The following is an 18468-nucleotide window of genomic DNA, read 5'->3' as shown; positions in this document are numbered from 1 at the left end:
CGTCAGACGCCGAGTGACAGCACCACGAGCGCCGTCGTCGCCGCCGTCTCCGCGAGGCCCCCGAACACATCGCCGGTGATCCCGCCGAAGCGACGCGTGCAGTGCCGCAGCAGGAGTTCGGCGACGACGGCGGCGACGACCACCGCCAGGGCGGCACGGACGAGGCCGTACGGCCCGAGGAGGGCGCCCACGGCCGCGGCGAATCCGGTGACGGCCAGGGCGACGACCGCCGCGCCGCCCACCGGAACCACCCCGGCGACGGCGGCCCCCAGCCCCTCCGGCCGGGCGGCCGGCACCCCGGCGCGCGCGGCCAGCGTCAGCGCGAGGCGGGCCGCGGACGCCGAGACGACGGCGGCCACCGCGCCCCGGGCCCAGGAGTCGCCGTACGCCTGGGCCAGCGCTGCCACCTGGGCGAACAGGACGAACACGAGGGTGATCACGCCGAACGGTCCGATGTCCGACTGCTTCATGATCCGCAGCGCGTCCTCGGCGGGCTTGCCGCTGCCGAGCCCGTCCGCGGTGTCGGCGAGCCCGTCGAGGTGCAGGCCACGGGTGAGCACGGCGGGTACGGCGGTGGAGGCGACGGCGGCGAGGAGGGGCCCGGCGCCCAGGAAGAGCGACAGCAGCCCCAGCGCGGCGGCGCACACGCCGATCACCAGCCCGGCCAGCGGGGCGCACAGCATGCCGCCGCGCGCCGCCTCGCGGTCCCAGCGGGTCACCTCGACCGGCAGCACGGTCAGGGTGCCGAAGGCGAACCGGAGGCCGTCCGGCCAGGGGGCGGTGGAGGAGTCGGGCACCGGCGCAGGTTACCGGGCGGTCGGAAGAGCGACCGAGGGGGGCGGGGATAAAGTGCGCATATGGGAGATTGGTTGCAGCGAAACATCGTCGAACCGGGCAAACTGCCGCTCCTTCTCGCCCTCACCTCCTTGATCCTGACCTTCGTGATCACCCGGGTCATCACCCGCCTCATCCGGGCGGGCAAGGGGCCGTTCCGCAACGTCGAGTCGACGGGCGGGGTGCACATCCACCACGTGGTCCCGGGGATCCTGCTCACCCTGATCGGCGGCTTCGGCGCGGTCGCCAGCAGCCGGTTCGGCTTCGGCTCCGCCCTGTGCGGGGTCCTGTTCGGCGTCGGCGCCGGGCTGGTCCTCGACGAGTTCGCGCTGATCCTGCACCTCGACGACGTCTACTGGACCGAGGAGGGCCGCAAGAGCGTCGAGGTCGTGGTGGTCACGGCGGCCCTGGTGGGCCTGCTCCTGCTGGGCTTCGCCCCCTTCGGGGTCAACGACCTCTCCGGGACCGAAGCCGAGAACCGCGGCACGGCCCTCGGCACCATCGGGGTCAACTTCCTCTTCGCCCTCATCTGCCTCTTCAAGGGCAAGGCCCGCCTCGCCGTCTTCGGTGTGATCATCCCCTTCATCGCCCTGGTCGGCGCCATCCGCCTGGCCCGCCCCGGCTCCAAATGGGCCCGCCGCTTCTACCGCAACCGCCCCCGCGCCCGGGCCAAGGCCGGGCTGCGCGCCTACCGGCACGACCGCCGCTGGTCCCGCCCCCGCCGGGCGTTCGAGGACTGGCTCGGCGGCAAACCCGACCCGGCACAGCTCCCCGACGGCCGCTGACCCACGCGCCAGGCCGAGGCCGCCCACAGCACCAGCACCCCCGCGATCGCCGCCAGGTGCTCCTTGCCGGCCAGGTTCCCCTTCAGCATCACCTCGACGACCATCGCCAGGACGACCGCCCCCGCGGTGACGTACGCGCCGTAGCGCAGGCCGAGGAACACGGCCAGGCCCACCACGGCCGCCGACGGGCCGGTGTCCACGAGGTGCGCGTCCGAGGCGGGCAGGCCCAGCGGGCCGCCGGGGCCGAGGGCGATGCCGACGCGGGCGTAGAGGGTGCCGGCGACAGTGGCGACGTACGCGACGAGGAGGGTCCGCCACCGGCCCAGGCAGAGCTCCGCGATCCCGAACACCAGCAGGACCTGCACGAGCGCGCCCCACACGGGCAGGTCCAGCGCCGGCACGAAGAGCGAGAGCGGGGTGCGCAGGAGGGCCAGCCACAGGGGGTCCTCGGCCCGTACGGCACCGATGTCCTGAACGAACCGGTAACCCCAGGACTGGTGGTGCACGATGTGCAGGGCCGCCGCCAGACACACCGCCCCCAGCGTCATCGCCACCGCCCGCCCGCGCCGCGCCGGCAGCGGCTCGCGCGCGGTCGCGTACAGCGCCCCCCACTCCGCACGCGCCCAGCCGGCGAGGGTGCTCATCGCAGGAACCCCTCCGCGCGGGCCGACGCGAGACCGATGCGGGGCAGGTCCGCGCTCTTCTCGAAGAGCAGGAAGCGCGGCTCCCAGATGGGCCGGTACTTCGCGTTGGCGCGGTACAGCGACTCGATCTGCCACCACCGCGAGAAGAAGCTGAGCAGCGACCGCCACAGCCGCAGCACCGGCCCTGCACCCAGGCGGGCGCCCCGTTCGAACACCGAGCGGAACATCGCGAAGTTCAGCGACACCTGGGTGATCCCGATCTCCCCGGCGCGCCGCAACAGCTCGATGACCATGAACTCCGTCAGGCCGTTCTCGGCGTCCCGGTCGCGCCGCATCAGGTCCAGCGACAGCCCCTTCGGCCCCCACGGCACGAAGGACAACAGCGCCTTCACCTCGCCGTGGGCGTCCGCGCACTCGAGCATCACGCACCGCCCGTCCCCGGGATCCCCGAGCCGCCCCAGCGCCATGCTGAACCCCCGCTCGGTGGCCCCGTCGCGCCAGCCGTCCGCGCGCCGCACCAGAGCGGCCATCTCGTCGGCCGGAACGTCCTCGTGCCGCCGTACGCGCACGGTGTACCCGGCCCGCCGCACCCGGTTGTACGCCTGCCGTACGGTCCGCATGGCCCGCCCCTCCAGGGTGAAGTCGGCGACCTCCACGACAGCCTCGTCGCCGAGCTCCAGCGCGTCGAGGCCGTGCCGGGCGTACACGGTCCCGGCCTCCTCGCTCGCTCCCATCACCGCCGGGATCCAGCCGTGCGCACGGGCCTCGGCGAGCCACGGCTCGATCGCCCCGGGCCACGCCTCCGGGTCCCCGAGCGGGTCCCCGGAGGCCAGCGACACCCCGCCGACGACCCGGTAGGCGACGGCCGCCTTGCCGGTGGGGGACCAGACGACGCTCTTCTCCCGGCGCAGCGCGAAGTATCCGAGCGAGTCCCGCTCCCCGTGCCGCTCCAACAGGTCCCGCAGCCGCCGCTCATCGTCCTCGGTGAGCGGGTCGACGGCCCGCCGGGAGCGGAAGGCGGCGTACAGGACGGTGAGGACGAGGGCCGTACTGAGCACGTTGACGGCCACGTCGACCCAGTTCGGCGTGGTGATGCCGGGGGAGCGGAAGTCGGAGATGGAGACCAGCCGGAGCGTGCCGTAGCGCCAGCGTTCGGCGAAGGTGGACGCGGCCCGCGCCTGGTTGGTCGCCGTCACCAGCAGCGCCGCGAGCAGCGACGACGCGAGCAGTCCGCCCACGCCCACGACGGCCGCGAGCTTCGGGTTGGCCCGGTCGCCCTTGGCGTAGAACTCCCGCCGTCCGAGCACCAGCGCGGCCACGAAGGCGGCGGTCAGGCCCAGTGAGACCCAGTTCTGCGGGTGCCGCCGGATCTCGGGGAACGCCATGGCGAACGTGAACAGCGCGAGGAACGCCCCACTGAGCCCGAGGTTCAGGATCCATGCGGCGCGCTTGCGACGCCGCATGGTGACCGCCAGGAACACCGTGAAGACCCCGGAGGCGAAGCCGGCGGTCAGCAGATACGGCGTGAACAAGTCCTGCTGGTTGTGCCGTCGCACGTCCTGCCCCAGGGACACCCACAGCGCACTGAGGAAGTTGACGAACGCGACGAGACGCAGATACCAGACGGCGAATCGGGCATATCCCATGAGTTGGGATCATATGGTCCCGACGGCCTCGTCCGGCGGTGCCGAACCGGCCGGACTACTCCTCCGTCTCCGGCTTCTCCGTCTCCGGCTTCTCCGTCTCCGGCTTCTCGGGCTCCGCCGCCTCGGAAGCCTCGGGCCTCTCCGGCAGTTCCGCCGCCAGCGCGGACGCGGCCAGCACCAGGGGCAGGGCCAGCAGGGCGCCCGCGCCCTCGCCCACCTTCACGCCCTGGTCCAGCAGCGGCTCGAGCGCCATCCGGTCCAGTGCCTTGCTCTGTCCCGGCTCGCCGCTGTTGTGGGCCGCGAGCCACCAGTCCGGCGCCCGGAACGCGATCCGCTGCCCGACCAGCGCACAGGCGGCGGCCACGACACCGTCGAGGACCACCGGCATCTTCCGTACGGCGCTCTGCAGCAGGAACCCCGTCATCGCGGCGACATCGGCGCCGCCCGCGGTCGCCAGCAGCTGCAACTGGTCCCCGAGCACCGGCCGGGCCCGCCGCAACGCGTCGCGGATCGCCGCGCACTTGCGCATCCACGCCAGGTCGTCGATCGCGAGACCGCCCCGCCCGGTCACCACGGAGGCGTCGGTCCCGCACAACGCGGCGACCAGCACACCCGCCACCGTGGTCCCGCCCACGCTCACATCGCCGAGCACGACCAGATCCGTACCGGAGTCGGCCTCCTCGTCGGCGACCGCGACCCCGGCCCGGAAGGCCGCCTCGGCCTCCTCCAGGGTCAGCGCGTCCTCGATGTCGATACGGCCACTGCCGCGCCGCACCCGATGCCGTACGACGTCCTCCGGCAGCGTCTGCGGGTCGCAGTCCAGCGCCATGTCCACCACCCGCACCGGCACCCCGAGCCGCCGCGCCAGCACGGACACGGGCCGGCCGCCCTCCAGGACCTCCCGCACCAGCTCCCCGGCGCTGCCCGCGGGCCGCGCGGAGACACCCAGCTCGGCGATGCCGTGATCACCGGCGAACAACACCACCCGAGGCCGCTCCACCGGCCGCACCGGCACGGCGCCCTGCGCCGCCGCCAGCCACTCACCCAGTTCGTCGAGGCGCCCCAGCGATCCGGGCGGCACGATCTGACGTTCTCGGCGCGCCTCGGCGTCACGGCGGACCCCGCCGTCGGGGCGTTCGATCAGATCGGAGAAGTCGTCGAGATTAAGCGAGCTCATTCGCCGAACAGTACCGGCACCGGTCGAACAGGGCCGCGCCACATGGCCACCACACCCCCGTGCCGTCATTGCACCCGAGGGTCTGATCCCATACGTTCCGTTTTGCAGCGGATTGTCGTAACGCCCCTCCGTAGGGAGCCGCCCGTGCCCGCCAAGCCCAGACCCACCCAACTGGCCCTGCCCGTCGAACACTTCCACGAGCCGCGCCGACCGGACTGCCCCTGGTGCGGCGCGACGCGTCTGCGCCCCCGCAAACGGGACACCTTCCCCATCGACGAGTGCGTCGACTGCGGCCACGCCTTCCAGAACCCCCGCCTCACCCCCGAAGGCCGCGAGTACCACCGCCGCGCCGCCGCGGCCCCGCCCGGCGCCCCCACCTTCCGGCACCTGCGGGCCGTCGCCCGCGCCATACTGCCGTTCCCCGAGCCGGAGAGCTGGCTGGACGTGGGCACGGGCACCGCCCGCTTCCCCGTCGCGGCGAAGAGGGTCTTCCCCTACACGTCCTTCGACGGCCTCGACCCCACCCGCCGCGTGGAACGGGCCTGGGCGGCCGAGCGTGTGGAGGAGGCGTACATCGGTCACCTCACCGCCCCGGACATCGCCGCCCGCCTGCGCGGTCGCTACGACGTCGTCAGCATGCTTCACCACCTGGAGCACACGCCCGACCCCCGCGCGGAACTCCACGCCGGCCTCGCCGCCCTCCGCCCCGGCGGCCACCTCCTGTTGGAACTCACCAACCCCCAAAGCGTGTTCGCGTCCCTGCTGGGCAGATGGTGGCACCCCCACACCCAGCCCACCCACCTCCACCTGATCCCCCCGGCCAACCTCCTCGTCGAGCTGGAGTACGAGGGCTGCACGATCGTCACCCTGGACCGCCACACCCCCCACACCCCCACCGACCTGGCCAGGGCGACCACCCACGCCCTCTCCCGCGCCCTCCCCGCCCCCGCGACGGCCCCCTTCACCGCCACGGCCACCCTCCTGGACCGCGCCCTGGCCCCGGTACTCCGCCACACCGCCTTCTCCAACGCCTACTGGGTGATCGCCCGCAAGGGCTGAACGCGTCACCCAGGCCCACCCCTAAGGGGTCCTTGGCCCTAACCCCGCAGCACCCACGCCTGCCCCGCCACCACCAGCAGAACCTGCTCGCACTCACTCGCGAACGCCGCGTTCAACCGCCCCAGCTCATCCCGGTACCGCCGCCCGGACGCGGTCGCCGGCACGATCCCCGAACCGACCTCGTTCGACACGGCGACCACGGTCCGCCGAGCCGCCCGCACCGCCGCCGTCAACTCCGTGACCCGCGCCCGCAACGCCCGCTCACCCCCGCCCGCCCACACCGCGTCGTCCCACGCCCCCACGGAGTCCATCGCGTCCGTCAGCCACAGGGACAGACAGTCGATCAGCAGCGGCGCGCCCTCCTCCGCCAGCAGAGGCACCAGGTCGCACGTCTCCACCGTCCGCCACGACCCCGGCCTGCGCTCCCGGTGCACGGCGACCCGGGCCGCCCACTCGGTGTCCCCGCCCCGCGAACCCCCCGTGGCGACGTACAGCACCTCGGGAAACGACTCCAGCCGCCGCTCGGCCTCCACCGACTTCCCCGACCGCGCCCCGCCCAGCACCAGCGTCCGCCGCGGTACGTCCGGCACCTCCTCGTACGCCCCCACCACCAGCGTGGACCCGTCCGCCACCGCCCGCGCCCCCGCCGCCGCGAGCCGCCGCCGCAACTCCGCGCCGGGCGGCACGTCGTGGTCGAGGTGAACGGCGATCACATCCGTGGTCGGCCCGACCGCGCCCACCGCCCGCAGCTTCGCCAACGCGTCCGGCCGCCCCACGACGTCCAGGAGCACCATGTCGTACCCGGCGGCGGCGTCACCGCCCTCCTCCAGCCCGGCCGGCGCGCCCCCGGGCGGCAGATACAGCAACCGCTGCCCGTCCGGCCCGGTCACCGCGTACCCCGTGCCCGGCGCGTCCATCGCCACCGCCCGCACCCGATGCCCCGTCAGCAGCGTCAACTCCCGCCCGTCCGGCACCCGCGCGGGCTGCGGCAGCCCGGCCGGCACCTCGACCGGCGGCCCGTCGTGCGGATGCGACAGCAGCACCTGCCGTACACCCCCGAGCGAATGCCCCGCCCGCGCCGCCGCGAACGCCGCACCGGGCGTCAGATCCAGCAACAGCGCCCCGTCCACGAGCACCGCTGTCGCCGTCCGGGCGTCCACCCCTACGGCGACCGCACAGGCGGCACAGGGACAGTCGGGCCGGGGGAGGCCGGCGGGGGCACCTGTACCAAGCAGAGTCACTTCCACGAACCGATTCTCGCCGTCCACGACACAACACGCGCACCGGACACCCCCCCAAGGGGCGCGGGGCTGTCACACACGTGGGCCGGAATTTCACGGCGCACCCGGCGGAGCGCATACGCTCTTCCCTGCACCTGTTCACATCTGGGAGGCGTACATGGCGGCATGGACGTGGCGGTTCGAGAAGGCCGACGGGACGGAGGTCCAGCCCGCGGTGCAGCCCGAGGAGTTCACGACACAGGGAGACGCCGAGTCGTGGATCGGGGAGCAGTGGAAGGCCCTGGTCGAAGGCGGCACGGACCAGGTGCGGCTGTTCGAGGACGTCACGGAGATCTACGGCCCGATGAGCCTGCACGCCGAAGAGCCGGCGTCGTAACCGACCCGAACCACCCGTACGACAAGGAGGGGCGGCCCGCACCGGGCCGCCCCTCCTTCATGTCCTTCATGTCCGTGCTCAGGGGCCTCAGCCCCGCACCCCGCACAGATGCAGCAACGCCGCGACCCCTCGGTACGGATCCGTCCGTCCCGCCCGCTCCTCCGCGGCCAGCAGCGCGTCCAGGTCCGCCGGGAGCTCCGCGTCGTCCGCCGCCGTGTCGGTGAAGATCCGCACGCCGTACCAGGCCTGGAGCGGCGCCCCGATCCCGGCCAGCGTCGCGGTCAGCGTGGCGAGCCGGTCCGCGCGTACGTCCAGCCCGAGCCGGTTGGTGTAGGACACCGTGTCGAAGGCGCCCAGGGTGCCGGTCCAGTCGCCGGACAGGCCCGGCCGCATCGCCAGCGCGTCGCCGTTGCGCACGAGCAGGGACAGCAGCCCGCCCGGGGCGAGCATCCGGGCCAGCCCGGCCAGCAGCGCGTCCGGCTCCTCGACGTACATGAGGACGCCGTGGCACAGCACCACGTCGAAGCTGCCCGGCAGGAAGTGCACGCCGGTGTCGCGGCCGTCGCCCGCGATGATCCGCATCCGCTCCCGGATGCCCTCCGGCTCACCGGAGAGGGCCTCGCGGGCCGCGGCGATCATCTCCGCGTCCTGTTCGAGACCGGTCACCTGGTGCCCGGCCCGGGCCAGCCGCAGCGCCTGCGTGCCCTGGCCCATCCCCACGTCGAGCACCCGCAGCCGCTGCCCGACCGGATACCGGCCCACTATCTGCTCTTCGAGCTGGCGGGAGACCAGCTCCTGTCGTACGACGTCACGCAGCGCGCCCAGCTTGCCGAGCCAGGCCTTGGCCGCGCCCCCGGAGAAAGACGCAGTGCTCAGGGCCGCTCTCCGCGCTTGACCTGCGGCTTGGGCAGCCGGAGCCGACGCATCTGGAGCGAGCGCATCAGGGCGTAGGCGACCGCGCCACGCCGGTTCTGGTCGGGGAAGCGCTCGGTGAGCCGCTTGCGCAGCCGGAAGCCCGTGGCGAACGAGTCGAGCACGATCAGCACGATCACGACCAGCCACAGCAGCAGCGCGATGCTCTGCAGCGCGCCCACCCGCACCATGCTCAGCACGAGGATGACCACGGCCATGGGCAGGAAGAACTCCGCCACGTTGAACCGAGAGTCGATGAAGTCGCGGGCGAACTTGCGGACCGGGCCCTTGTCCCGGGCGGGCAGGAACCGCTCGTCGCCGCCGGCCAGCGCCTGGCGCTGCCTCTCCATCGCGGCACGACGCTCCTCGCGCTGCCGCTTGGCGGCGTCCTTGCGCGTCAGGGACGTGTTGGCGACGCTGCGGCGCTGGGACTGGGCCTCATTGCGCTTGGGCGTGGGCCTGCCCTTCTTGGCCTGCGGGTCACGGGTCTGCTTGGAGAGGGTCACCGGAGCGCTGTCGCTCGGGGCCTTCTCTTCCTTGGCACGGCTACGGAACACAAAACCCAAGGGTACGGGGTCGGGGGCATGGACCCCAGCCCGGCGGGGAACGATCCGGCAACACCAGTCGTCCTGTAGGGGGACAGAGGGGACGTTGCGCACACCTCGTGGACACCCCCGGCGAAGGGCAGGATACGGCGGGAGACCCCGGGGACCACCTACTCCCTGTGCCGGAGCGGGTGCGTACGTACTCGTCCTTGGGGATGAGCGCATCCGTCCCCGAACAGTGCGTCAATGGATGCAGGGCCCGTACTGTGGGTCTTGTCGCAGAGCTGGAGCTGGACGTCAGAAGGGGGCGCGCGAAGCCCATGAGCGGTGTCATGAAGCGTATGGGGATGATCTTCCGCGCGAAGGCGAACAAGGCCCTTGACCGGGCCGAGGACCCGCGCGAGACCCTCGATTACTCGTATCAGAAGCAGTTGGAGCTCCTGCAGAAGGTCCGCCGTGGCGTCGCCGACGTGGCGACCTCCCGCAAGCGCCTGGAACTCCAGCTGAACCAGTTGCAGTCGCAGTCGTCCAAGCTGGAGGACCAGGGCCGCAAGGCGCTCGCGCTGGGCCGCGAGGACCTGGCTCGCGAGGCGCTCTCCCGGCGCGCCGCGCTCCAGCAGCAGGTGACGGACCTCGAGACGCAGCACTCGACGCTCCAGGGCGAGGAGGAGAAGCTCACCCTCGCGGCCCAGCGCCTCCAGGCCAAGGTCGACGCCTTCCGTACGAAGAAGGAGACGATCAAGGCGACCTACACCGCTGCCCAGGCCCAGACCCGTATCGGCGAGGCCTTCACCGGCATCTCCGAGGAGATGGGCGACGTCGGCCTGGCCATCCAGCGCGCCGAGGACAAGACCGCCCAGCTCCAGGCCCGCGCCGGCGCGCTCGACGAGCTCCTCGCCTCCGGTGCCCTGGACGACCCCTCCGGCATGGCGAAGGACGACCTCCAGGCCGAGCTGGACCGGCTCTCCGGTGGTACGGATGTAGAGCTGGAGTTGCAGCGCATGAAGGCGGAGCTTGCCGGAGGCTCGTCCGCGGGGCAGCAGGCCATCGAGGGCGGCAACGGCCAGTCGCAGCCCCAGCAGCAGCCGCAGGACACCCCGCGCTTCGACAAGCAGTAGTCGAGCTGTAGACAAGCAGCACGGGCCCACGCCGAGGAGGCGACATGATCGTACGGATCATGGGGGAGGGGCAGGTGGTGCTGGCCGACGGCCACCTCGCCGAGTTGAACAAGCTGGACGACGAACTCCTGGCCGAGATGGAGAACGGCGACGGCCCCGGCTTCCGCCGCACCCTCCAGGCCCTGCTCACCAAGGTCCGCGACCTGGGCGAACCCCTCCCCGACGACTCCCTGGAGCCCTCGGACCTCATCCTCCCGTCCCCGGACGCCACCTTGGAGGAGGTCCGGGAACTCCTCAGGGACGACGGCCTGATCCCGGGGTGACGGGCCACCGCGGCCCGGGACATCGCTCTCTTCAGCGCCGGTCACGGCACATTCTTCAGCGTCGGCCCCAGTACTTCTTCAGCGCCGGTCACGGCACTCCAGCCCGTCCGGCGCTTGAGGACGAGGCCGTTCAGGCCGAAGCGGGGGCCTGGGGGCGGCAGCCCCCAGCCGAGGCGCAACCCACCGCACCAGCACACACCGGTTCCGGCGATGACAAGTGCCCCGTACCGTAATCAACCGTGAGCACACTCGAACGCGCCCGGTGCCAGGCCAAGGCCCACCCCCTCGCCCTGGACGCGGCCCTGGCGGCAGCCGTCCTCGCGTGCATGGTGGCCGGCTCGTTCGTGGACCCGCACGGGGAGGACGGCGTCACCTGGGGCATGCGCACGCCGGACCTGTTCAGCCTGCTCCTGATGACCCTCGCCGCCGTCGTGCTGATCTTCCGCCGTCGCGCCCCCATGACGGTCCTCGCCCTCACCGGCACCCTCTCCGTCATCGAGTCCGTCACCGGCGATCCCCGGGCCCCCGTCGCGATGTCCGCGGTCATCGCCCTCTACACCGTCGCCTCCACCACCGACCGCCCCACCACCTGGCGCGTCGGGCTGCTCACCATGACCGTCCTCACCGGCGCCGCCATGCTCGCCGGGCCCCTGCCCTGGTACGCCCAGGAGAACCTCGGAATCTTCGCCTGGACCGGCATCGGCGCCACCGCTGGCGACGCCGTCCGCAGCCGCCGTGCCTTCATCCACGCCATCAGGGAGCGCGCCGAACGCGCGGAACGCACTCGTGAGGAGGAGGCCCGCCGCCGCGTCGCCGAGGAACGCCTGCGCATCGCCCGGGACCTGCACGACGTCGTCGCCCACCACATCGCCCTGGTCAACGTCCAGGCGGGCGTCGCCGCGCACGTCATGGACAAGCGGCCCGACCAGGCCAAGGAGGCCCTCGCCCACGTACGGGAGGCCAGCCGCTCCGCGCTCAACGAGTTGCGCGCCACGGTCGGTCTGCTGCGTCAGTCCGGCGACCCGGAGGCGCCGACCGAGCCGGCCCCCGGCCTCGACCGCCTCGACGAACTCGCCGGCACCTTCCGCAACGCCGGCCTCCAGGTGGAGGTGGCCCGCGCCGATCACGACACCACCCTGCCGGCCGCCGTCGACCTGGCCGCGTACCGCGTCATCCAGGAGGCCCTCACCAACGTGCAGAAGCACGCGGGCTCCGAGGCCAAGGCCGAGGTGAGCGTCGTGCGCGTGGGACCGAACATCGAGGTCACCGTCCTCGACGACGGCCGCCCCGGCACGGACGAGGGCCCCGAGGACGGCGGCGGCCACGGCCTGCTCGGCATGCGTGAGCGCGTCACCGCCCTGCGCGGCACGCTCACCACCGGTCCCCGCTACGGCGGCGGCTTCCGTGTGCATGCGATCCTGCCCGTCAAGACCACCTCCGCCGCGAAGGATCCCGTATGACGATCCGTGTCCTGCTCGCCGACGACCAGACGCTGCTCCGCAGTGCCTTTCGGGTGCTCGTCGACTCCGAGCCCGACATGGAGGTGGTCGGCGAGGCGTCCGACGGCGAGGAGGCGGTCCGGCTCGCGAAGGAACAGAACGCCGACGTCGTCCTGATGGACATCCGGATGCCCGGCACGGACGGGCTCGCCGCCACCCGCCTGATCAGCGCCGACCCCGCCCTGGCCCAGGTCCGCGTGGTCATCCTGACGACCTTCGAGGTCGACGACTACGTCGTGCAGTCGCTGCGCGCGGGCGCCTCCGGCTTCCTCGGCAAGGGCTCCGAACCCGACGAGCTCCTCAGCGCCATCCGGGTCGCGGCGGGCGGCGAGGCCCTGCTGTCCCCGGCCGCCACCAAGGGCCTGATCGCCCGCTTCCTCGCCCAGGGCGACGCGGCGGACGACGAGCGCGACCCGGCCCGCGCCGAACGACTCGGCGCACTCACCGTGCGGGAGCGCGAGGTGCTCGTCCAGGTCGCCGGCGGCCACTCCAACGACGAGATCGCCGAACGCCTGGAGGTCAGCCCGCTGACGGTGAAGACGCACGTCAACCGGGCCATGGCCAAGCTGGGCGCCCGGGACCGGGCCCAGCTCGTGGTGATCGCGTACGAGTCCGGCCTGGTACGCCCAAGGGTGGAGTGACCTCTACCCGCCCGTACTGCGGCCGGAGTATGCGCCGCGTAAGGAAATGGACCTGGGGGCTAGGGATCGGCCTTCCCCGATGGCTCAGGGTGTAGAAGCGGGTGCTCATCTGTGCGCCCGCTGCCGCTTCTGCCGCTCACAGAAGAGAGACCCTGACCCATGTCCTGGCTGTCAAAATTCAGCCTCGCACAACGGGCCCTGATCGGCCTGATGTCGATCATCGCGCTCGCCTTCGGGGCGATCGCGATACCCCAGCTCAAACAGCAACTCCTGCCCACCATCGAACTGCCCGTGGTCTCCGTGATCGCCCCCTACCAGGGCGCCTCGCCGGACGTCGTCGAGAAGCAGGTCGTCGAGCCCATCGAGGACATGCTCGAGGCCGTCGACGGCATCTCCGGCGTCACCTCCACGGCCAGCGAGGGCAACGCCGTGATCATGGCGTCCTTCGAGTACGGCAACGACACCAAGCAGCTCGTCTCCGACGTGCAGCAGGCCGTCAACCGGGCCCGCGTCCAGCTCCCGGACGACGTGGACCCGCAGGTCGTCGCCGGTTCGACGGACGACATCCCCACCGTGGTCCTCGCCGTCACCTCGGACAAGGACCAGCAGGCCCTCGCCGACCAGCTCGACCGGACCGTCGTGCCGAGCCTGAAGGACATCGACGGCGTCGGCCAGGTCACCGTCGACGGCGTACGGGACCTGCGGGTCACCGTCACGCCCGACGAGGCGAAGCTGGCGAAGGCGGGCCTGACCACGCAGGACCTCTCGCAGGCCCTGCAGGCGGGCGGCGCGACCGTCCCGGCGGGCTCCTTCGACGAGGACGGCGCCAACCGCACCGTCCAGGTCGGCGGCGGCTTCACCTCCCTGCGGCAGATCCAGGACCTGATGATCACCGGCAAGAAGAAGCCGGTGCGTCTCGGTGACGTGGCCGAGGTCGAGCAGCGGGAGGCCCCGGCCGACTCGATCACCCGCACCGACGGCAGGCCGAGCCTCGCCGTGGCGGTCACCATGGACCACGACGGCAGCGCGGTCGCCATCTCGGACGCGGTCGAGGACAAGCTGCCCGACCTGCGCGAGGACCTCGGCGCCGGCGCCTCCGTCACCGTGGTCAGCGACCAGGGCCCGGCCGTCAAGAAGTCCATCGAGGGCCTGACGACGGAGGGCGCACTCGGCCTGCTCTTCGCGGTCCTCGTCATCCTGGTCTTCCTGGCGTCGGTCCGCTCCACGCTGGTCACCGCGGTGTCCATCCCGCTCTCGGTCGTCCTCGCCCTGATCGTCCTGTGGACGCGCGACCTGTCCCTGAACATGCTGACGCTGGGCGCGTTGACGATCGCGATCGGCCGGGTCGTCGACGACTCGATCGTCGTCCTGGAGAACATCAAGCGCCACCTCGGCTACGGCGAGGAGCGCGAGTCGGCGATCCTCACCGCGGTCCGCGAGGTCGCCGGCGCGGTCACCTCCTCCACCCTCACCACGGTCGCCGTCTTCCTGCCGATCGGCCTGGTCGGCGGCATGGTGGGCGAGCTGTTCGGCTCCTTCAGCCTCACCGTCACGGCGGCGCTGCTGGCGTCCCTGCTGGTGTCGCTGACGGTCGTCCCCGTCCTGTCGTACTGGTTCCTGCGCGCCCCGAAGAGCACCCCCGAGGACGCGGAGGAAGCACGCCGCGCGGCGGAGGAGAAGGAGGCGAAGAGCCGCCTCCAGCGCGTCTACGTCCCCGTCCTGCGCTTCGCGACCCGTCGCCGTCTGACCAGTGTGGCGATCGCCGTGGTGGTCCTTGTCGGCACCTTCGGCATGGCGCCGCTGCTGAAGACGAACTTCTTCGACCAGGGCGAGCAGCAGGTCCTCACCGTCAAGCAGGAGTTGAAGCCCGGCACCAGCCTGTCGGCGACGGACGCGCAGGCCAAGAAGGTCGAGGCCCTGCTCGGCGAGACCAAGGGCGTCAAGGACTACCAGGTCACGATCGGCTCCTCCGGCTTCCTGGCCGCCTTCGGCGGCGGCACGGACTCCAACCAGGCCTCGTACCAGGTGATGCTGGAGGACTCCGCGTCCTCCGCGGACGTGCAGGACAGCATCGAGGAGGGCCTCGGCAGGCTGAAGGGCATCGGCACGACCACGGTCGGCGTCGGTGACGGCTTCGGCAACCAGGACCTCAGCGTCGTCGTGAAGGCGGCCGACGCCGGTGTGCTGCGCGAGGCGGCGCAGGAGGTCCGGGACGCCGTGGCCGGGCTCGACCACGTCACCGACGTGACCAGCGACCTGTCCCAGAGCGTGCCGCGCATCTCGGTCAAGGCCAACGACAAGGCGGCCGCGGCCGGCTTCAACGACCAGACGCTGGGCGCCGCGGTGACCCAGGCGGTACGGGGCACCACCACCGCCAAGGCGATCCTCGACGACACCGAGCGGGACGTCGTCATCACCTCGGCCAAGCCGGCGAAGACGCTCCAGCAGCTGAAGGACCTGCCCCTGGGCCCGGTGAAGCTGGGTGACATCGCGACGGTGAAGCTGGTGGACGGGCCGGTGTCGATGACCCGGATCGACGGTCAGCGCGCGGCGACCATCAGCGCGAAGCCGACCGGCGACAACACGGGCGCGGTGAGCACGGACCTCCAGGCCAAGATCAACGCCCTGAAGCTCCCGGCGGGCGCGACGGCCGAGATCGGCGGGGTCTCCCAGGACCAGGACGACGCGTTCGCGAACCTCGGCCTGGCGATGCTCGCGGCGATCGCGATCGTCTTCATGCTCCTGGTCGCGACCTTCCGCTCGCTGGCCCAGCCGCTGATCCTGCTGGTCTCCATCCCGTTCGCGGCGACCGGCGCGATCGGCCTGCTGGTCGCCACGGGCACCCCGATGGGCGTACCGGCCATGATCGGCATGCTGATGCTGATCGGCATCGTGGTCACCAACGCCATCGTGCTGATCGACCTCATCAACCAGTACCGCAAGCAGGGCTACGGCGTCGTGGAGGCGGTCGTCGAGGGCGGCCGGCACCGGCTCCGCCCGATCCTGATGACGGCCCTGGCGACGATCTTCGCCCTCCTCCCGATGGCGCTGGGCGTCACCGGCGAGGGCGGCTTCATCGCCCAGCCGCTGGCGGTGGTCGTGATCGGCGGCCTGATCACCTCGACCCTGCTGACCCTGCTCCTCGTACCGACGCTCTACGCGATGCTGGAGCTCCGCAAGGAGCGCCGCGCGAAGAAGCGGTCGGCGAAGCGGGCGAAGCAGGCGGGCGGGACCGCCGACGCGCCATCGGCCTCGGACGAGCCGGAGCACGCGCGCGTGTGACGGCCCGTCAGCCACGGCGGCCGGTTCCCGGCGCCCTGTGAGCCACGGCGGCCGGTTCCCGGACCTCGACAGGTCCGGGAACCGGCCGCCGCCGTGTGTTACGTATCCTTGGCCCTCGAACTGCTTCACGGGGGAAGGGGGTTCGGGCCGTGCCGCTGCACAGGGACGACCCGAGGTCGCTCGGCGGGTACAAGCTGGTCGACCGGCTGGGAGCCGGCGGCATGGGCGTCGTCTACCGGGGCAGATCGCGGTCGGGACGTGACGTCGCCGTCAAGATGGTGCACGCCCAGTACGCACAGGACGCCGTCTTCCGCGCCCGTTTCCGGCAGGAGATCGAGGCCGTCCGCAAGGTGAGCGGCGCCTTCACCGCCCCGGTGGTCGACGCCGACCCGGAGGCCGTGCGGCCCTGGATGGCCACGCAGTACGTGCCCGGGCGCTCCCTCGCCGAGCGGCTGCGCGACCAGGGCCCGCTGCGCGGACCCGAACTGCGGCGCCTCGCCCTGGGATTGGTGGAGGCGCTGCGGGACATCCACCGGGTCGGCGTGGTGCACCGGGACCTGAAACCGGCGAACGTGCTGATGGCCGAGGACGGCCCCCGCGTCATCGACTTCGGCATCTCCCGCGCGGCGGAGAACCACACCCTGACCGAGACCGGCCAGATGATCGGCACCCCGCCCTTCATGTCGCCGGAGCAACTCACCGACGCCCGTACGGTCGGCCCGGCCTCGGACGTCTTCTCGCTCGGCGCGCTGCTGGTGTACGCCACGACCGGACGGGGCCCCTTCGACGCGGACAGCCCCTATCTGACGGCCTACCGGGTGGTCCACAACGAACCCCGGCTGGACGGGGTGGACGAGCCGTTGCGGGAGATCCTGGAGCGCTGCCTGGCCAAGAAGACCGCTGAGCGGCCCGGACTCGACGAGCTGGCGGGGGAGTTCGCGGCCGCCCTGCCCGAACCGGGCCCGGGCGAGCCTCCCACGGTGACGTTGCGCAAGGACCCACCGGACTCGACGGAACCCGGCCCGAGGGCCGCTGGCCCTGTGCACACGGCCCGCTCCGGCCGCCGCCGTATCCGCCTGCTGACCGCGACCGGCACGGTCGGCGCGCTCGCCCTGGGCCTGATGACCTATCTGCTGTTCGGACCAGGACATTCCGACTCCGGCGACGCATCGGGTTCGTCCCGGTCCGTGTCCTCCCGGTGGGGGACGCTGCCGGACGGCTGGCGACCCTGGCAGACGACGTTGTACGGGGCCGCCGCGAGCGGCGTCAGGAAGCCGTTGGAGGACGGCCCCGGCAGGGCGGGCTACGGTGAGCTGTCCTGCTCCATGGGCGAGGGCTCCCTCTACTGCGGGGGGAGCGGCACCTTGCCGGTCCGCGTGGACGGCCGGACGGGCAGGATCGCCTGGCGGTCGGACTCGCAGCCCTCCGGGGTGGCGCCGGAGGTCTACGGCAGCACGATCCTCGGGTTGCTCGACGATGTCCTGCTCTACCGCCAGGGAATCACGGGCGACGAGCGGGACGAGGTGGCTGTCGTCGCCCTCGACGCCGACAGCGGTGAGCGGCTGTGGTCGCGCACGCTGGAGTCGGACAGCTCCGAAGGGGCCCTTGTCGGCGGGCTGCTGCTGATCCCGCACGGTGACCGCGTCACCGCCCGGTCGCCGCGCGACGGTGCGGCACGCTGGACCGCGACCCTCCCCTCCGGCTACGGCTGTGAGTTCCACGAGGTCGACGGCCGCCCGTACGCCGCATGCGCCGACACGAGGGAGAACTCCACCGACAACGTGCTCGTCGCCGTCGACCCGGCCGACGGTTCGACGCGGCGTGTGGAGATTCCGGACGTCAACGGTGACATCCTCGGCGCCTTGGACGGTGATCTGGTCCTCGCGGAGTACGCCGACCGGGACTCCTCGAGCGTCGCGGAGACGGAGTACGTGAACGTCCTGCTGGTCGACCCGGACACCGGGACCGTACGGAAGAAGAAGCTGTCGGGCGGCCCGCGCGGTGAGGCGGCCCTGGCCCAAGGCGTGCTGCTGTTCGCCTCCTCCAGCGGTCGGATGACCGCCGTCTCGCCTGAGACGGGCAAGCTGCTGTGGGAGACCTCGACGACCCTGCAGCAGCCCGGCACGCCGACTGCCGATCAGCAGGGGCGCACCGTGTATGTGGCCAGCGCCAGCGGGCGCGTCGCCGCCCTCGACGCCCGCGAGGGCACCCTGCTGTGGGAGTCCTCCCCGCGGGCCGGACAGGTCGTCGGCGTTCCCTTCGCGTCGAAGGTCTTCCTCGACGAGGGCGCCCTGGTGGTGCTGGCCCCGGACGGCACGGTCTTCGGCCTCGACCCCGCCCACCCCGAGCGCAGGACCGCCTCGGGGTGAGGGAGGGGGGAAGCCGG

Annotated in this window: 16 protein-coding genes; 9 read left to right on the top strand and 7 right to left on the bottom strand. The window is 72.3% G+C overall.

Annotated elements, in window-relative coordinates:
* Window positions 1-2: 2 nt before the first annotated feature.
* Entirely contained in the window at window positions 3-797 is a 795-nt protein-coding gene (locus ACGFNV_RS22005; protein ID WP_393624640.1) for an adenosylcobinamide-GDP ribazoletransferase, read from the bottom strand.
* Window positions 798-857: 60 nt separating this feature from the next.
* Here ACGFNV_RS22005 and ACGFNV_RS22000 point away from each other — a divergent pair, with 60 nt between their 5' ends.
* Entirely contained in the window at window positions 858-1619 is a 762-nt protein-coding gene (locus ACGFNV_RS22000; protein WP_393624639.1) for a hypothetical protein, read from the top strand.
* Here the strand turns inward: ACGFNV_RS22000 and ACGFNV_RS21995 are convergent.
* The 3 genes from ACGFNV_RS21995 to cobT are packed head-to-tail and all read right to left on the bottom strand — an operon-like array spanning window position 1523 to window position 5086.
* Window positions 1523-2263: a hypothetical protein gene (locus ACGFNV_RS21995; RefSeq protein WP_393624638.1), complete on the bottom strand. Its 741-nt coding sequence runs from the start codon at window positions 2261-2263 to the stop codon at window positions 1523-1525. The genes ACGFNV_RS22000 and ACGFNV_RS21995 overlap by 97 nt on opposite strands.
* Window positions 2260-3909: a phosphatidylglycerol lysyltransferase domain-containing protein gene (locus ACGFNV_RS21990; RefSeq protein WP_393624637.1), complete on the bottom strand. Its 1650-nt coding sequence runs from the start codon at window positions 3907-3909 to the stop codon at window positions 2260-2262. The genes ACGFNV_RS21995 and ACGFNV_RS21990 overlap by 4 nt, the downstream gene beginning before the upstream one ends.
* A gap of 55 nt (window positions 3910-3964) precedes the next feature.
* Window positions 3965-5086, bottom strand: a complete 1122-nt coding sequence (gene cobT / locus ACGFNV_RS21985) for a nicotinate-nucleotide--dimethylbenzimidazole phosphoribosyltransferase (RefSeq protein ID WP_393624636.1) — start codon at window positions 5084-5086, stop codon at window positions 3965-3967.
* Window positions 5087-5230: 144 nt separating this feature from the next.
* Here cobT and ACGFNV_RS21980 point away from each other — a divergent pair, with 144 nt between their 5' ends.
* Window positions 5231-6145, top strand: coding sequence for a class I SAM-dependent methyltransferase (locus ACGFNV_RS21980; protein WP_393624635.1), 915 nt, complete (start codon window positions 5231-5233; stop codon window positions 6143-6145).
* 38 nt (window positions 6146-6183) lie between these two features.
* On the opposite strand, the gene ACGFNV_RS21975 is transcribed toward ACGFNV_RS21980, so the two are convergent.
* Window positions 6184-7392, bottom strand: a complete 1209-nt coding sequence (locus tag ACGFNV_RS21975; protein WP_393624634.1) for a bifunctional adenosylcobinamide kinase/adenosylcobinamide-phosphate guanylyltransferase — start codon at window positions 7390-7392, stop codon at window positions 6184-6186.
* Window positions 7393-7543: 151 nt separating this feature from the next.
* Between ACGFNV_RS21975 and ACGFNV_RS21970 the strand changes: the two genes are divergently transcribed.
* Window positions 7544-7762: a hypothetical protein gene (locus tag ACGFNV_RS21970; RefSeq protein ID WP_393624633.1), complete on the top strand. Its 219-nt coding sequence runs from the start codon at window positions 7544-7546 to the stop codon at window positions 7760-7762.
* 87 nt (window positions 7763-7849) lie between these two features.
* On the opposite strand, the gene ACGFNV_RS21965 is transcribed toward ACGFNV_RS21970, so the two are convergent.
* Both ACGFNV_RS21965 and ACGFNV_RS21960 read right to left on the bottom strand, forming a co-directional pair.
* Window positions 7850-8554 carry a class I SAM-dependent methyltransferase gene (locus ACGFNV_RS21965; protein ID WP_393624733.1) on the bottom strand — a complete coding sequence of 235 codons (705 nt, stop codon included), beginning with the start codon at window positions 8552-8554 and terminating at the stop codon, window positions 7850-7852.
* A gap of 80 nt (window positions 8555-8634) precedes the next feature.
* Entirely contained in the window at window positions 8635-9231 is a 597-nt protein-coding gene (locus ACGFNV_RS21960; RefSeq protein ID WP_393624632.1) for a DUF3043 domain-containing protein, read from the bottom strand.
* Between the two features lie 335 nt (window positions 9232-9566).
* Here ACGFNV_RS21960 and ACGFNV_RS21955 point away from each other — a divergent pair, with 335 nt between their 5' ends.
* The 6 genes from ACGFNV_RS21955 to ACGFNV_RS21930 all read left to right on the top strand — a co-directional run bounded on the left by ACGFNV_RS21955 (window position 9567) and on the right by ACGFNV_RS21930 (window position 18451).
* Complete coding sequence (locus ACGFNV_RS21955) at window positions 9567-10337, top strand: PspA/IM30 family protein (protein ID WP_393624732.1); 771 nt, start codon at window positions 9567-9569, stop codon at window positions 10335-10337.
* A 44-nt stretch (window positions 10338-10381) separates the two neighbouring features.
* Window positions 10382-10660 (top strand): hypothetical protein, encoded by a 279-nt coding sequence (locus ACGFNV_RS21950; protein WP_393624631.1) that lies wholly within the window; start codon window positions 10382-10384, stop codon window positions 10658-10660.
* 239 nt (window positions 10661-10899) lie between these two features.
* Window positions 10900-12120 (top strand): sensor histidine kinase, encoded by a 1221-nt coding sequence (locus ACGFNV_RS21945; RefSeq protein ID WP_393624630.1) that lies wholly within the window; start codon window positions 10900-10902, stop codon window positions 12118-12120.
* Window positions 12117-12800, top strand: coding sequence for a response regulator (locus ACGFNV_RS21940; RefSeq protein ID WP_393624629.1), 684 nt, complete (start codon window positions 12117-12119; stop codon window positions 12798-12800). The genes ACGFNV_RS21945 and ACGFNV_RS21940 overlap by 4 nt, the downstream gene beginning before the upstream one ends.
* 159 nt (window positions 12801-12959) lie before the next feature.
* Window positions 12960-16082: an efflux RND transporter permease subunit gene (locus tag ACGFNV_RS21935; RefSeq protein WP_393624628.1), complete on the top strand. Its 3123-nt coding sequence runs from the start codon at window positions 12960-12962 to the stop codon at window positions 16080-16082.
* 149 nt (window positions 16083-16231) lie between these two features.
* Window positions 16232-18451 carry a serine/threonine-protein kinase gene (locus ACGFNV_RS21930; protein ID WP_393624627.1) on the top strand — a complete coding sequence of 740 codons (2220 nt, stop codon included), beginning with the start codon at window positions 16232-16234 and terminating at the stop codon, window positions 18449-18451.
* Window positions 18452-18468: the final 17 nt, after the last annotated feature.

The organism is Streptomyces sp. NPDC048751 (assembly GCF_043198595.1).
Taxonomy (GTDB): domain Bacteria; phylum Actinomycetota; class Actinomycetes; order Streptomycetales; family Streptomycetaceae; genus Streptomyces.
Note: the sequence above shows the minus strand (reverse complement) of the source record. Positions and strands in the feature narration are given on the sequence as shown.

Bases quoted from the DNA above. Each gene is read 5' to 3' on its own strand.
- ACGFNV_RS22000 (WP_393624639.1), top strand. From the start codon at position 858: ATGGGAGATTGGTTGCAGCGAAACATCGTCGAACCGGGCAAACTGCCG.
- ACGFNV_RS21995 (WP_393624638.1), bottom strand. From the start codon at position 2,263: ATGAGCACCCTCGCCGGCTGGGCGCGTGCGGAGTGGGGGGCGCTGTAC.
- ACGFNV_RS21990 (WP_393624637.1), bottom strand. From the start codon at position 3,909: ATGGGATATGCCCGATTCGCCGTCTGGTATCTGCGTCTCGTCGCGTTC.
- cobT (WP_393624636.1), bottom strand. From the start codon at position 5,086: ATGAGCTCGCTTAATCTCGACGACTTCTCCGATCTGATCGAACGCCCC.
- ACGFNV_RS21970 (WP_393624633.1), top strand. From the start codon at position 7,544: ATGGCGGCATGGACGTGGCGGTTCGAGAAGGCCGACGGGACGGAGGTC.
- ACGFNV_RS21955 (WP_393624732.1), top strand. From the start codon at position 9,567: ATGATCTTCCGCGCGAAGGCGAACAAGGCCCTTGACCGGGCCGAGGAC.
- ACGFNV_RS21950 (WP_393624631.1), top strand. From the start codon at position 10,382: ATGATCGTACGGATCATGGGGGAGGGGCAGGTGGTGCTGGCCGACGGC.
- ACGFNV_RS21940 (WP_393624629.1), top strand. From the start codon at position 12,117: ATGACGATCCGTGTCCTGCTCGCCGACGACCAGACGCTGCTCCGCAGT.
- ACGFNV_RS21935 (WP_393624628.1), top strand. From the start codon at position 12,960: ATGTCCTGGCTGTCAAAATTCAGCCTCGCACAACGGGCCCTGATCGGC.